Origin of the sequence: Amycolatopsis nigrescens CSC17Ta-90, assembly GCF_000384315.1 — a bacterium.
Classification (GTDB): Bacteria; Actinomycetota; Actinomycetes; order Mycobacteriales; family Pseudonocardiaceae; genus Amycolatopsis; species Amycolatopsis nigrescens.
Genome location: NZ_ARVW01000001.1, coordinates 1062967 through 1075716, shown reverse-complemented (window position 1 = coordinate 1075716; position 12750 = coordinate 1062967). Strand labels below are relative to the sequence as shown.

Genomic DNA, 12750 nt, shown 5'->3' with positions numbered 1-12750 from the left:
TTTGCCGGAGAGAGTCAGCGTTTGTTGTCGTAGCCGGCGCGGCGGAGGGCGTCGGCGAGGGCGCCGCCACCGCTGGATCCACCCGAGCCACCGGAGCCACCCGAGCCGCCGGAGTCGCGGCCCTGCCGGCGTGGCTGGCCGCCCTTGCGCTGGGCCTGGCGGTTGCCGCCGCCGTCGCGGCCGCCACCGGAGGAGCGGCGCTGCTCGCCGCCACCGGCGCCCGGCTCGTCGTCCAGCCGGAGGGTGAGCGAGATCCGCTTGCGCGGGATGTCCACCTCGAGCACCTTCACCTTGACGATGTCGCCCGGCTTCACCACTTCACGCGGGTCTTTGACGAAGTTCTTCGACAGCGCCGATACATGCGCCAGGCCGTCCTGGTGCACGCCGACGTCGATGAACGCGCCGAACGCCGCCACGTTGGTCACCACGCCCTCCAGCCGCATCCCCGGCTTGAGGTCGGAGAGCTTGTCCACGCCCTCGGCGAAGGTCGCGGTCTTGAACGCGGGCCGCGGGTCGCGGCCTGGCTTGTCCAGCTCGGCCAGGATGTCGGTGACGGTCGGCAGGCCGAAGGTGTCGTCCACGAAGTCCTGTGGCCGCAGCTTCTGCAGCGCGCGGGTGTTGCCGATCAGCGAACGCAGCTCGGTGCTGGTGGCGGACAGGATCCGGCGCACCACCGGGTAGGCCTCCGGGTGCACGCTGGAGGAGTCGAGCGGGTCCTCGCCGCCGGGGATGCGCAGGAAGCCCGCGCACTGCTCGAACGCCTTCGGCCCCAGCCGCGGCACCTCCTTCAGCGCGCCGCGCGAACGGAACGGGCCGTGCTCGTCGCGGTGCCCGACGATGTTCTCGGCCAGGCCGGTGGTGATGCCGGAGACCCGGGTCAGCAGCGGTGCGGAGGCGGTGTTGACGTCCACCCCGACCGCGTTCACGCAGTCCTCGACCACCGCGTCCAGCGAGCGGGAGAGCGAGACCTCGGACAGGTCGTGCTGGTACTGCCCGACCCCGATCGACTTCGGGTCGATCTTCACCAGCTCGGCCAGCGGGTCCTGCAGCCGCCGGGCGATGGACACCGCGCCGCGCAGCGAAACGTCCATGCCGGGCAGTTCCTGCGAGGCGAACGCGGACGCGGAGTACACCGAAGCACCGGCCTCGGACACCACGGCCTTGGTCAGCTTCAGCTCCGGGTGCTTCTTGATCAGCTCGCCGGCCAGCTTGTCGGTCTCCCTGGACGCGGTGCCGTTGCCGATCGCGATCAGGTCCACCTGGTGCCGGGCGGCCAGTTTCGCCAGCTCGGCGATCGAGGCGTCCCACTTGTTGGCCGGCTGGTGCGGGTAGATCACATGGGTGTCGACCACCTTGCCGGTCGCGTCCACCACGGCCACCTTCACCCCGGTGCGGAAGCCCGGGTCGAGGCCCATCGTGGCGCGGGTGCCGGCCGGGGCGGCCAGCAGCAGGTCACGCAGGTTCGCGGCGAACACGCGCACCGCGTCGTCCTCGGCCGACTGCCGCAGCCGCAGCCGCAGATCGATGCCGAGGTGCAGCAGGATCTTGGTGCGCCAGGCCCAGCGCACGGTGTCGTTGAGCCACTTGTCGCCCGGCCGTCCCTCGTCGGTGACGCCGAACTTCTGCGCGATCCGCCGCTCGTAGTCGGTCGGCCCCACGCGCGGCCCAGCGGTGTCATCGGCCGGCTCCTCCGGCTCGACAGTGAGGTCGAGGATCTCTTCTTTTTCGCCGCGGAACATGGCCAGGATGCGGTGCGAGGGCATCTTGGTGAACGGCTCGGAGAACTCGAAGTAGTCGGAGAACTTGGCGCCCTCGTCGGCCTTGCCGTCGCGGACCTTCGACGCCAGCCGTCCTTCGGCCCACATCTTCTCGCGCAGTTCGCCGATCAGGTCGGCGTCCTCGGCGAAGCGCTCGACCAGGATCGAGCGGGCGCCTTCCAGCGCCGCGGCCGCGTCGGCCACGCCCTTCTCGGCGTCCACGAACACCGCGGCCGCCGCCTGCGGATCGGTGGAGGGGTCGCCGAGCAGGCCGTCCGCGAGCGGTTCGAGGCCGGCCTCCCTGGCCACCTGCGCCTTGGTGCGGCGCTTCGGCTTGTAGGGGAGGTAGATGTCCTCCAGCCGCGACTTGGTGTCCGCGGCCATGATCTGCGCTTCCAGCGCCTCGTCCAGCTTGCCCTGGCTCCGGATCGACTCCAGTACCGAGCCCCGGCGTTCGTCCAGCTCACGCAGGTATCGCAGCCGGTCCTCCAGCGTGCGCAGCTGCTCGTCGTCGAGCATGCCGGTGGCTTCCTTGCGGTACCTGGCGATGAACGGCACGGTCGAGCCGCCGTCGAGCAGGTCGACGGCCGCCTTGACCTGGTTCTCGCGTACCCCTAGTTCTTCGGCGATCTTCTGCTGCACCGACTGCACGGCCACTGTCACGATTCTGTTCCGCCCTCTCGTGTAAGTCCGGTAGAGCATTCTGCCTGCTCGTGCTTCGCGACTTTCGTAGGGCATCTGATCCGGCGACTTGACAGCTCTAGTGGTCTAGACCAAATTTGACCGTGCTTGTTGTGGTTCACGTCACCCTGCGCTGGAGGAAACCGTGACGATCGAGAAGAAACCCTGGCCACTGGTCCTGCTGGCCGCGGTGGTGGTCTTCGCCGGGCTGGTGCTCGCGCTGTCGTCCGGAAACGCCTCGGCGGCCAACCTGATGCGCAACGCCGGCTTCGAAGCGGGCAGCACCGATGGCTGGTCGTGCTCGGCGGGCGGGGGAGTGGTGAGCACCCCGGTGCACGCCGGCTCGTACGCGCTGACCGGGGTGCCGGCCGGGCAGGAGAACGGCCGCTGCGCGCAGACCGTGCCGGTGCGGCCGAACAGCGCCTACAAGCTGACCGCGTGGGTGCAGGGCGCGCACACCTACCTCGGCGTGACCGGGACCGGGGGCGCGGACACCAGCACCTGGACGCCGGGCACGGGCTCATGGACCCAGCTTTCCCTGGAGTTCACCACCGGCGGTGCCGCCGAGAGCGTGACAATCTACCTGCACGGCTGGTACGGGCAGGCGGCCTACTTCGCCGACGACGTGAGCCTGGACGGTCCGGGTACTCCGCCGACCACCAGCACCAGCCCGACCACCAGCCCGACCACGACGACACCGACCACCACCACGCCGCCGCCCAGTGGTGGCGCGCTGCCCAAGCACGTGCTCACCGGCTACTGGCAGAACTTCTACAACGGGGCCAAGGCGCTGAAGCTCGCCGACGTGCCCACCAGCTACGACATCGTGGCGGTGGCCTTCGCGGATGCGGTGCCCGGCCGGTTCGGCGCGGTGTCGTTCACCCTGGACCCCGCGCTGTCCTCGCGGCTCGGCGGCTACACCGACGAGCAGTTCAAGGCCGACATCAAGACCCTGCAGTCGCGCGGCCAGAAGGTGATCCTGTCGGTCGGCGGTGAGAAGGGCACCATTTACGTCGGCGACGCAGCCTCTTCGGCGAACTTCGCCAGCACTATGAGCGAGCTGATCCAGCGTTACGGCTTCGACGGCGTGGACGTGGACCTGGAGAACGGGATCAACCCCACGCACATGGGCTCGGCGCTGCGCAAGATCCACGCCGCCGGCGGCACGGTGATCACCATGGCGCCGCAGACCGTGGACATGCAGTCCACCCAGGGCGGTTACTTCCAGCTCGCGCTGGCGGTCAAGGACATTCTGACCATCGTCAACATGCAGTACTACAACTCCGGGACCATGCTCGGCTGCGACCAGAAAGTGTACGGGCAAGGGAGCGTGGACTTCCTCACCGCACTGGCCTGCATCCAGCTCCAGGGCGGGTTGCGGCCGGACCAGGTCGGGCTCGGCCTGCCCGCGTCCCCGTCCGGCGCCGGCGGCGGTTACCAGTCACCGTCGAACGTGAACGCGGCGCTGAGCTGCCTCGCCGTCGGCACCAACTGCGCCGGATTCAAGCCGGCCACCACGTATCCGTCGATCCGGGGCGCGATGACCTGGTCGATCAACTGGGACGCGTCCAGCGGCTACGCCTTCGCCAACCCCGTCTCCGCCCACCTCAAGAAGCTCCCCTAGCCCCCGAACGTGGGACTCGCCAGTGCGCCCCTCGCCCGGCGAGTCCCACGTTCGGCCCCCGCGAGTTGACCGTTGGCGCACGGCGAGTTCGCCATTCGGGTGCCAGTACGGCTGGCGGGCCGACGACACGAATGTGGAACTCGCAGTGCGCGAACGTGGGACTCGCGGTGTGCGAGTGTGGGACTCGCGCGCGAAAGCTGGTTAGCGCAGGACTCGGCCGAGGAAGTCGCACAGGTGGCCTGCGACCTCGTCCAGGTGGCTCTCGAGCAGGAAGTGGCCGCCGTTGATCAGGTGCACCTCGGCGTCCTTGGCGTCGCGGGCGAAGGCCTGCGCGCCCGCCGGGCCGAAGATTTCGTCGTTGCGGCCCCACACGGCGAGCACCGGGACCTCGCTGGTGCGCAGGAACTCGTGCAGCAGCGGGTAGAGCGGGCGGTTGTTCGGGTAGTCGCGGAACAGTGCCAGCTGGACCTCGTCGTTGCCCTCGCGGGAGACAAGGGCGAAGTCGTGCTCCCAGGTGTCCGGGCTGACCAGGCTCGGGTCGGGCACGCCGTGCACGTACTGCCAGCGGATGGCGTCGATGCTCAGCGCGGCGCGGACGGCGGGTTCGGTGCCGGGGCCGGGATTCGCCCCGTACGCCCAGACGTCGGTCCAGAACGACTCGACGAACCCGTCCTCGTAGCCGTTGCCGTTCTGGGTGACGATGGCGGAGATCCGTTCGGGGTGCTCGAGCGCGAGGCGCCAGCCGATGGGGGCGCCGTAGTCCTGGACGTAGAGGGCGTAGCGGTCCAGGCCCAGTTGGTCGAGCAGCCCGGAGGTGAGTTCGGCGAGGGCGTCGAAGGTGTAGGCGAACTCCTCCGCGCGGGGAGCGGCGGAGCGGCCGAAGCCGAGGTGATCCGGCGCGATCACGTGGTAGTCCCCTGCCAGCAGCGGGATGAGTTCGCGGAACATGAACGAGCTGGTCGGGTAGCCGTGCAGCAGGACGATCGCCGGAGCGTCGGCGGGGCCGGCTTCGCGGTAGAAGATCTCGTGGCCTTCGACGGTGGCGGTCCGGTGGTGCACCGAGCTCATGCCTAACCCCTTTGAATGTTTAATCCGGTTAGTTCCTGGCCATGCAAGCACGAAGTGGGCTAACCTGTCAAAGGGTTCGATCTGGTTAGAGGGAGAGCGACGGCTGATGGACACGCTGCTGGACCTGCTCAACAGCAGGCCGCGGGTCGACGGCGAGGAACGGGACGCGCTCGGCGAGCCGGCCGCGGGCAGGCGCTGGGCGCGGGAGCACGGCGGCGAAGGCAGCCTCGCGGAACTGGCCTTGCTGCGCGCGGCGCGGGACGCACTGCGGGACGTAGTGCGGGGAGAAAGTCCGCCCGCCGCGTTGCGCCCGCTGCTCGAAGGGGTCCACCAGATCCCGGAGTTCACTTCGGACGGTCTTCAGTGGACAGTCAAGACGCCACCGCACGCCCGGCTTGCCGTCGAGGTGGTCCTCGCCTGGGCCGCCACCGAGAAGCGGCTACCCGGCCGGCTTCGCCCCTGCGCCAACGACGAGTGCCGGCTGTTCCTGCTCGACCGCAGCCGCGCCAACCGCGCCCGCTGGTGCTCGATGGCCGTCTGCGGCAACCGCGAAAAGGCACGCCGCCACTACGAACGCACCCGCTAGGCCGGGAAAAGGGGGAGGCGGAGGGTGCCGGGGACACCGTCGGGGACGGCGGGGTTCTTCGGGGCGACCGGGCGGATCGCGCGGTACGGCGCGCCGAGCGGCGGGCGTTCGTCGTGTTCGCCCTTGTTGGGCCAGAACGCCATCGCCCGCTCGGACTGGGCGGTGATGGTGAGCGACGGGTTGACGCCCAGGTTGGCGGAGATCGCCGAACCGTCCACCACGTGCAGCCCGGGATGACCGTAGAGCCGCTGGTAGGCGTCCACCACCCCGGTCTCCGGGGAGTCGCCGATCGGGCAGCCGCCGATGAAGTGGCCGGTGATCGGGATGTTGAACAGGTCGGTCCAGGCGCCCTGCGGGATGCCGTCGATCTTCGCGGCGACTCGGCGGGCCACGTCGTGCCCGGCGGGCACCCAGTCCGGGCTCGGCTCGCCGATGCCCTGGCGGGTGGTCATCCGGCGGCCGAACGGGCCGCGGCGGGTGTAGGTGCTGACCGAGTTGTTCAGGGTCTGCATCACCAGCAGCCCGATCATCCGCTCGGAGAACCGGCGCGGGCTGTGCACGCGGACCAGGTCCCGCCACTGTTTCGCCAGCTCCCGCAGGCCCAGCGCCCAGCGCCGGCGGCCGGGCTCGGCGTCCACCAGCACGGTGGCCAGCAGGCCGAGCAGGTTGCTGCCCTTGCCGTACCGCACCGGTTCCACGTGCGTGACCGGGTCCGGGTGGATGGACGAGGTGATCGCCACGCCCGGGGTGTAGTCGGTGCCGCCGCGCCTGGCCTTGACCGCGAGCACGGCCTCCGAGTTGGTCCTGGCCAGCATGCCGAGCCGGGGCGAAAGACGCGGCAGGGTGCCGTTGTCCCGCTGCCGGTGCAACAGCCGCTGGGTGCCGAGGGCGGCGGCGGAGAACACCACCTGTTCGGCGGTGTGCACCCGGCGCCGCTTGCGCAGCCAGCGCCCGGTCCGTTCGGTCTGCACCGCGTAGCCGCCGGGCACCGGGCGGACCGTGGTCGCGGTGGTCAGCGGATGCACCCGCGCGCCGGCGCGTTCGGCAAGGTGGAGGTAGTTCCGCACGGTGGTGTTCTTGGCGCCGACCCGGCAGCCGGTCAGGCATTCGCCGCAGTGCGTGCAGGCGCGCCGGTCCGGTCCGGCGCCGCCGAAGAACGGGTCGGGCGCCTGCTCGCCGGGCCTGGTGCTCTCGTCGCCGAAGTACACGCCGACCGGGGTGCGCCGGTAGGTGTGGCCGACACCGAGGTCGTCGGCCACCTCGCGCAGGACCCGGTCCGGTTCCGTGGTCAACGGGTTCTCGGTCACCCCGAGCATCCGCTTCGCCTGGTCGTAGTACGGCGCCAGCTCGGACTTCCAGTCGGTGATGCCGGCCCACTGCGGGTCCGCGTAGAACTCCGCCGGGGGTTCGTAGAGGGTGTTCGCGTAGACCAGCGAACCGCCGCCGACCCCGGCGCCGCTCATGATGAAGGTGTTCTTCAGCAGGGTCATCCGCTGAATCCCGAAGCAGCCCAGTTTCGGGGCCCACAGGTACTTCCGCAGTCGCCAGGAGGTTTTCGCGAACTCGTGGTCGGCGAACCTGCGGCCGCTTTCGAGCACCCCGACCCGGTAGCCCTTCTCGGTCAGCCGCAGCGCGGTGACGCTGCCGCCGAAGCCGGAGCCGATCACCAGCACGTCGTAATCGAAAGCACCGTCGGACCCGGTCACCGGAGCGCCGCCTTCGCCACGCCCGGCACGGTGACCGTGCGGTAGTCGGTGAGGGCGAGGATCTTGGTGCGGCGGTCGTATTCGGAGACCGTGCCCGGCCAGTTGGTCGGCACCCTGCCGTTGGCCTGGCGGTACCAGGACGAGCACAGGGTCCACACGCTGTGCGCGAGACGGCCCTGGATCTCCTCGTCGTAGTCCCGTTCCACCTCCGCCCGAACGTCCAGATAGGACGGTGCGGTGGCGGAGAGGTGCTCCACCGCCTGCCGGATGTAGGACGCCTGGCGTTCGATCATGTAGATGATCGAGCCGGAGCCGAGGTTGGTGTTGGGGCCGTACACGCAGAACAGGTTGGGGAATCCGGGCACGGTCAGTCCGAGGTAGGCGCGGGCGCCGCCGGCCCAGGCGTCCTTCAGCTCCCTTCCGTCCAGGCCGCGGACGTCCAGTCCGCCGAGGAAGTCGGTGGCCGCGAACCCGGTGCCGTAGACGAGCACGTCGGCCGGATGCTCGATGTCGTCCGCGGTGCGCACCCCGCCGGGGGTGATCTCGGCGATCGCCCCGGTTTGAACGTCTACATTGGACTGGGTGACGGCGGGGTAGTAGTCGTTCGCGAAGAGCACCCGCTTGCAGCCGATCGGGTAGTCGGGGGTCAGCTTGGCGCGCAGCGCGGGGTCTGCGACCTGGCGGTCGAGGTGCTTCCTGGCGATCCAGCCGATCAGCCCGGCGACCTTCTTGTTGCCGTTCAGCCCGAACACCGACAGCTCGCCGGCGCTCCAGAACAACAGCCGCTCCAGCGACTGCGCGGGCGGCAGGGCCCGGAACAGCCGCCGCTGCCAGCCGCTGTACTCGCGATCCGGCTTGGGCACGACATAGGGCGCGGCGCGCTGGAACAGGGTCAGCCGGGCGACCTCGGGCTGGATCTTCGGCACGAACTGGATCGCGCTGGCGCCGGTGCCGATCACCGCGACCCGCTTCCCGGCGAGTTCGCAGCCGTGTGCCCATTCGGCGGAGTGGAAGGCCGGCCCGGCGAAGGTCTCCCGGCCGGGGATGTCCGGCCGGACCGGGCGGGAGAGCTGGCCGAGCGCCGGCACGAAGACGTTCGCGACGTGCTCGGCGCCGTCCGCGGTGCGAACCCGCCAGCTCGCTGTCTCCCGCTCGAAGGCGGCGCCGACCACCTCCGCGCCGAACCGGATGTGCCGGGCCAGATCGTACTTTTCCACCACGTGCTTCATGTACGCGTGAATGTCCGCCTGGAGCGAGTACCTGGTCGGCCAGGCCGGGTTCGGCTCGTAGGACAGCGAGTAGTACGGCGACGGCACGTCGCAGGCCGCGCCGGGGTAGGTGTTCTCCCGCCAGACGCCGCCGATCTCGGCCGCCTTCTCCAGCAGGGTGAACTGGTGGAAACCGGCTCGCTTGAGCTCGATCGCCACGGCGATGCCACCGAACCCGCTGCCGGCGATCAGGATCGAGGGGCTGCTCATGCACAGACGGTACGTCCGGGAGCGGCCTGGCTGAAGACCCTCGCGGCCATCGAATTGAGATTTCCGGCCAGTCGATCAATAATCCGGACCCATGGAGTTCGCCGCGCCCGTGGTACGTGACTGGGACTTCGCGCGCAGCGCGGGCAGCATCCTGCTGATGGCGAAGTTCGCGGGCGAGCGGGGGATGCCGGCGGACCGCGCGCTGGCGGGCTCCGGCCTGGCCGAGCGCGATCTGCACGACCCGGAGCTGCAGGTGGACGCCAGGCAGGAGCTGGCCGTGGTGCGGAACCTGGCCGGCGGCCTCGGCGCCCCGGCGGTGGCGCTGGAGCTGGGCCGCCGGTACCACGTGACCACCTTCGGCATCTTCGGTTTCGCCTGCATCAGCAGCCCGACGCTCGGCGACACGATGCGTTTCGCGTTGCGCTACCTCGACCTCAGCTTCACCTTCTGCATCCCGCACGTGGAGCTGTCCGGGGACGAGATCGTGGTGTCGATGCGGGACGAACGGGTGCCGTCGGACGTCGCGGAGTTCCTGGTGCTGCGCGACCTCGCCGCGATCTACACGGTGCTGCTCGACCTATTGCCGGAGGTTCCGTTGCGGGCGGTGCGGTTCCGGCACGCGGAACCGTCCTCTGTGGACGGATACCTGGAGACCTTCGGGGTGCGGCCGTCGTTCGGGGCCGCGGACAACGTCAGCACGATCGACGCGGCCTACCTGGACCATCCGCTGCCGCAGGCGAACGAGCACACCGTGGCGATCTGCGAGGCGCACTGCCGCGAGCTGGTCACCCGGCGCCGGGCTCGCAGCGGGATCGCGCACGAGGTGCGGGAACGGCTGGTCCGGGTCGGCGGGGTGGCGGCCGGGATGGACGACGTGGCCAGGCGGCTGGGGATGAGCCCGCGGACCCTGCGCCGGCGGCTGGAGGACGCGGGCACCAGCTACCGCGCGCTGGTGGACGAGGTGCGCCAGGCGCTGGCCGAGGAGATGCTCGCGACCGGCGCGCTGTCCGTCGAGGATGTCGCGATCCGGCTGGGCTATGCGGAGGCGTCGAGCTTCATCTACGCGTTCAAACGGTGGAAGGGCGTCACCCCGGCGGCCTATGTGCGCGGCGATCGTTGCCGAAACGGGACAACTCCGCGGTAACCACCTGGGGCTCTCCGGCGAAAGGAGGGCAAGAGGGATGGCGCTTCGTGGGGGCAGGGCAGTGATGATGGACAGCTCGAGCGGCGAAGCCAGGCCAACCGGAGGGCGGACGGTGGGCCTGAACCTGGACCACCGGCAGGTGGTGATCGAAACCTCGGCGGGGGAACAGGTCACGCTGACCTACTCGGGCATTCTGATCACCAGCTACGACGACGGGGAGAAGGTCGCGGAGAAATGGCTGCCGATCGGCACCGAGCCAACCGAGGCCGACGACGAGCGCGTGATCCAGTTGCTGCGCAACGCTTTGCTCTGGCAGTCCGGCAAACCTCGCCCGCAGGTCGACGGTCGTGAGTGAAAAACGTTGCTGGGGCAACACTTTTCACTCACGAGCGGCGGAGGCCGTCGAAGGCGATTTTGCAGACCGCGTCGGCGAGTTCGGCGCCGCTGGAGCCGCGACGCGGGCGGTACCACTCGATCAGCGAGTTCACCGTGCCGAACAGCAGCCTGCTGGTCAGCGCCGGGTCGACGTCCGGGCGCACGTCGCCCTCCGCCTCGGCCTGCTTGACCAGGTCGGTGACGAACCGGTCGAACTCGCGGCGGCGGGCCAGCGCGGCGCGCTCCACCTTCGTGTTGCCGCGCACGCGCAGCAGCAGGGTGACGAACGGCAGCCGCTCGGTGAGCACCCCGATACTGCCGCGCACCAGCAGCTCCAGCCGGTCGATCGCCGGCCCCGGCGCGGCCTCCGCCTCGGCGGCCACCTCGAACAGGCCGTCCAGCGCGCGGTCCACCGCCAGCCGCAGCAGCTCGTCCTTGCTGCGCACGTGGTGGTAGATGGCGGACTTGGTGATGCCCAGCTTCCTGGCCAGGTCCTCCATGCTGGTGCCGTCGTAGCCGCGTTCGTTGAACAGCTTCACCGCGACCTGCAACAGGGACTCCAGGTCGTAGCCGGGGCGCCCGCGCCGGGCCTGCTTCGGCTCGGTCAACTCCGGCCGTCCCGCTGGTCGAGCACCCGCCGCATCTTGCCAAGCGAGCGTTCCAGGGTGTCCGGGTCGAGCACCGCGACCTCCACTGTCACGCCGACCCCGTCCTTGACCCCGGCGACCAGCTCGGCCGCGGCGGCCGCCCGGCGCCCGGCCGGGGTGTCCGCGCGCGCCTCCACGTGCACGGTGAGCTGCTCCATCCTGCCCTTCGTGGACCGCACCAGCTGGAAGTGCGGCGCCAGCCCTTCGGTGCGCAGCACGATCTCCTCGATCTGGGTGGGGAACACGTTCACCCCGCGCAGGATGATCATGTCGTCGGTCCGGCCGGTGACCTTCTCCATCCGCCGGAACGCGGGCCGCGCGGTGCCGGGCAGCAGCCTGGTCAGGTCCCTGGTGCGGTACCGGATGACCGGCATCGCCTGCTTGGTCAGCGAGGTGAACAGCAACTCGCCCTGCTCGCCGGGCGCGGCCACCTGATCGGTGAACGGGTCGATCACCTCGGGGTAGAAGTGGTCCTCCCAGATGTGCAGGCCGTCCTTGGTCTCCACGCACTCCTGCGCGACCCCTGGCCCCATCACCTCGGACAGGCCGTAGATGTCCACCGCGTCCAGGTTCGCCCTGCCTTCGATTTCGGCGCGCATCCGCTCGGTCCACGGTTCCGCGCCGAAGATGCCCACCCGCAGCGAACTCGCCGCGGGATCGATGCACTGGCGCTCGAACTCGTCGAGCAGGGTGAGCATGTACGAGGGCGTCACCATGATCACCTCGGGCCGGAAGTCGGTGATCAGCCGCACCTGCCGCGCCGTCATCCCACCGGAGGCCGGGATCACCGTGCAGCCCAGCTTCTCGGCGCCGTAGTGCGCGCCGAGCCCGCCGGTGAACAGGCCGTAGCCGTAGGCCACGTGCACCTTGTGGCCGGGCCGCCCGCCGGCCGCGCGGATGGACCTGGCCATCACGGTCGCCCAGACGTCCAGGTCGGCCGCGGTGTAGCCGACCACGGTCGACTGCCCGGTGGTGCCGCTGGACGCGTGGATCCGGCTGACCTCGGACTCCGGCACCGCGAACATGCCGAACGGGTAGTTCTCGCGCAGGTCCTGCTTGGTGGTGGTGGGGAACTTCGCCAGGTCCGCCAGCTCTCGGCAGTCGTCCGGGTGCACCCCGGCCTCGTCGAACTTCCTGGTGTAGCAAGGCACGTTCCGGTACGCGTGCCGGAGTGTCCATTGCAGACGTTCCAGTTGCAGCGCGTGCAGCTCGTCCGCGCTCAGTGACTCGGCGGACTCGGCGGACTCGGCGGTGTCGGTGCTGTCGCTCACTCGGTGTCCTGTTCTCGCTGGATGACGCGGCTGCGGCCGCGGAACTCGGCGATCACCGCACCGGCCGCGCCGCCACGGCGGACCGTCACGTCGTAGATCCCGCTGCGCCCGTACCGGGTGCGCTCCTCGGCGGTGGCCACCAGCTCGTCGCCGAGCCGGGAGGCCGCCACGAACGAGATCTCCGCCCCGGCGGCGACGGCCACCGGACCGTGGCTGTTGCAGGCGCAGGCGAAGGTGGTGTCGGCGAGCAGGAACACGTAGCCGCCGTGGGTGATCGAATGCCCGTTGACCATGGCGGGGGTCACCCGCATCCTGGCCACCGCGTGCCCGTCCGCCGCCTCGACCAGCTCGATGCCCAGCGCCCTGGATGCCTCGTCCACGTCGAACATAGCGTGTGCGGCGTTGCGTGCCAC

General features: G+C 70.1%; 11 protein-coding genes. 4 read left to right on the top strand and 7 right to left on the bottom strand.

The features are described from left to right. Window positions 1-14: 14 nt before the first annotated feature. Entirely contained in the window at window positions 15-2459 is a 2445-nt protein-coding gene (locus AMYNI_RS0104940) for a Tex family protein (RefSeq protein WP_051116268.1), read from the bottom strand. Between the two features lie 124 nt (window positions 2460-2583). Here AMYNI_RS0104940 and AMYNI_RS0104935 point away from each other — a divergent pair, with 124 nt between their 5' ends. Continuing rightward, window positions 2584-4062: a chitinase gene (locus AMYNI_RS0104935; RefSeq protein ID WP_020666872.1), complete on the top strand. Its 1479-nt coding sequence runs from the start codon at window positions 2584-2586 to the stop codon at window positions 4060-4062. 201 nt (window positions 4063-4263) lie between these two features. Here the strand turns inward: AMYNI_RS0104935 and AMYNI_RS0104930 are convergent, their stop codons facing one another. Then, window positions 4264-5130, bottom strand: a complete 867-nt coding sequence (locus tag AMYNI_RS0104930; RefSeq protein ID WP_020666871.1) for an alpha/beta fold hydrolase — start codon at window positions 5128-5130, stop codon at window positions 4264-4266. A gap of 106 nt (window positions 5131-5236) precedes the next feature. Between AMYNI_RS0104930 and AMYNI_RS0104925 the strand changes: the two genes are divergently transcribed. Next, window positions 5237-5716: a CGNR zinc finger domain-containing protein gene (locus tag AMYNI_RS0104925; RefSeq protein WP_020666870.1), complete on the top strand. Its 480-nt coding sequence runs from the start codon at window positions 5237-5239 to the stop codon at window positions 5714-5716. Here the strand turns inward: AMYNI_RS0104925 and AMYNI_RS0104920 are convergent. Both AMYNI_RS0104920 and AMYNI_RS0104915 read right to left on the bottom strand, forming a co-directional pair. Continuing rightward, on the bottom strand, window positions 5713-7422 hold the full coding sequence (locus tag AMYNI_RS0104920; RefSeq protein WP_020666869.1) for a GMC family oxidoreductase N-terminal domain-containing protein: 1710 nt from the start codon (window positions 7420-7422) through the stop codon (window positions 5713-5715). The genes AMYNI_RS0104925 and AMYNI_RS0104920 overlap by 4 nt on opposite strands. Then, entirely contained in the window at window positions 7419-8900 is a 1482-nt protein-coding gene (locus tag AMYNI_RS0104915; protein ID WP_020666868.1) for a flavin-containing monooxygenase, read from the bottom strand. The genes AMYNI_RS0104920 and AMYNI_RS0104915 overlap by 4 nt, the downstream gene beginning before the upstream one ends. A gap of 91 nt (window positions 8901-8991) precedes the next feature. Between AMYNI_RS0104915 and AMYNI_RS0104910 the strand changes: the two genes are divergently transcribed. After that, a complete protein-coding gene (locus AMYNI_RS0104910) occupies window positions 8992-10044 on the top strand; it encodes an AraC family transcriptional regulator (protein ID WP_020666867.1) in 1053 nt (350 codons plus the stop codon). A gap of 67 nt (window positions 10045-10111) precedes the next feature. Next, window positions 10112-10399 (top strand): hypothetical protein, encoded by a 288-nt coding sequence (locus AMYNI_RS0104905; RefSeq protein WP_040406503.1) that lies wholly within the window; start codon window positions 10112-10114, stop codon window positions 10397-10399. Window positions 10400-10427: 28 nt separating this feature from the next. On the opposite strand, the gene AMYNI_RS0104900 is transcribed toward AMYNI_RS0104905, so the two are convergent. The 3 genes from AMYNI_RS0104900 to paaI are packed head-to-tail and all read right to left on the bottom strand — an operon-like array spanning window position 10428 to window position 12726. Then, window positions 10428-11027, bottom strand: coding sequence for a TetR/AcrR family transcriptional regulator (locus tag AMYNI_RS0104900; RefSeq protein WP_020666865.1), 600 nt, complete (start codon window positions 11025-11027; stop codon window positions 10428-10430). Further along, window positions 11024-12337, bottom strand: coding sequence for a phenylacetate--CoA ligase PaaK (paaK, locus tag AMYNI_RS0104895; protein WP_020666864.1), 1314 nt, complete (start codon window positions 12335-12337; stop codon window positions 11024-11026). Before paaK ends, AMYNI_RS0104900 begins: the two co-directional genes overlap by 4 nt. Further along, window positions 12334-12726, bottom strand: coding sequence for a hydroxyphenylacetyl-CoA thioesterase PaaI (paaI, locus tag AMYNI_RS0104890; RefSeq protein ID WP_020666863.1), 393 nt, complete (start codon window positions 12724-12726; stop codon window positions 12334-12336). The genes paaK and paaI overlap by 4 nt, the downstream gene beginning before the upstream one ends. Window positions 12727-12750: the final 24 nt, after the last annotated feature.

Bases quoted from the DNA above. Each gene is read 5' to 3' on its own strand.
- AMYNI_RS0104910 (WP_020666867.1), top strand. From the start codon at position 8,992: ATGGAGTTCGCCGCGCCCGTGGTACGTGACTGGGACTTCGCGCGCAGC.
- AMYNI_RS0104905 (WP_040406503.1), top strand. From the start codon at position 10,112: ATGGACAGCTCGAGCGGCGAAGCCAGGCCAACCGGAGGGCGGACGGTG.
- AMYNI_RS0104925 (WP_020666870.1), top strand. From the start codon at position 5,237: ATGGACACGCTGCTGGACCTGCTCAACAGCAGGCCGCGGGTCGACGGC.
- paaI (WP_020666863.1), bottom strand. From the start codon at position 12,726: ATGTTCGACGTGGACGAGGCATCCAGGGCGCTGGGCATCGAGCTGGTC.
- AMYNI_RS0104940 (WP_051116268.1), bottom strand. From the start codon at position 2,459: ATGCTCTACCGGACTTACACGAGAGGGCGGAACAGAATCGTGACAGTG.
- AMYNI_RS0104915 (WP_020666868.1), bottom strand. From the start codon at position 8,900: ATGAGCAGCCCCTCGATCCTGATCGCCGGCAGCGGGTTCGGTGGCATC.
- AMYNI_RS0104930 (WP_020666871.1), bottom strand. From the start codon at position 5,130: ATGAGCTCGGTGCACCACCGGACCGCCACCGTCGAAGGCCACGAGATC.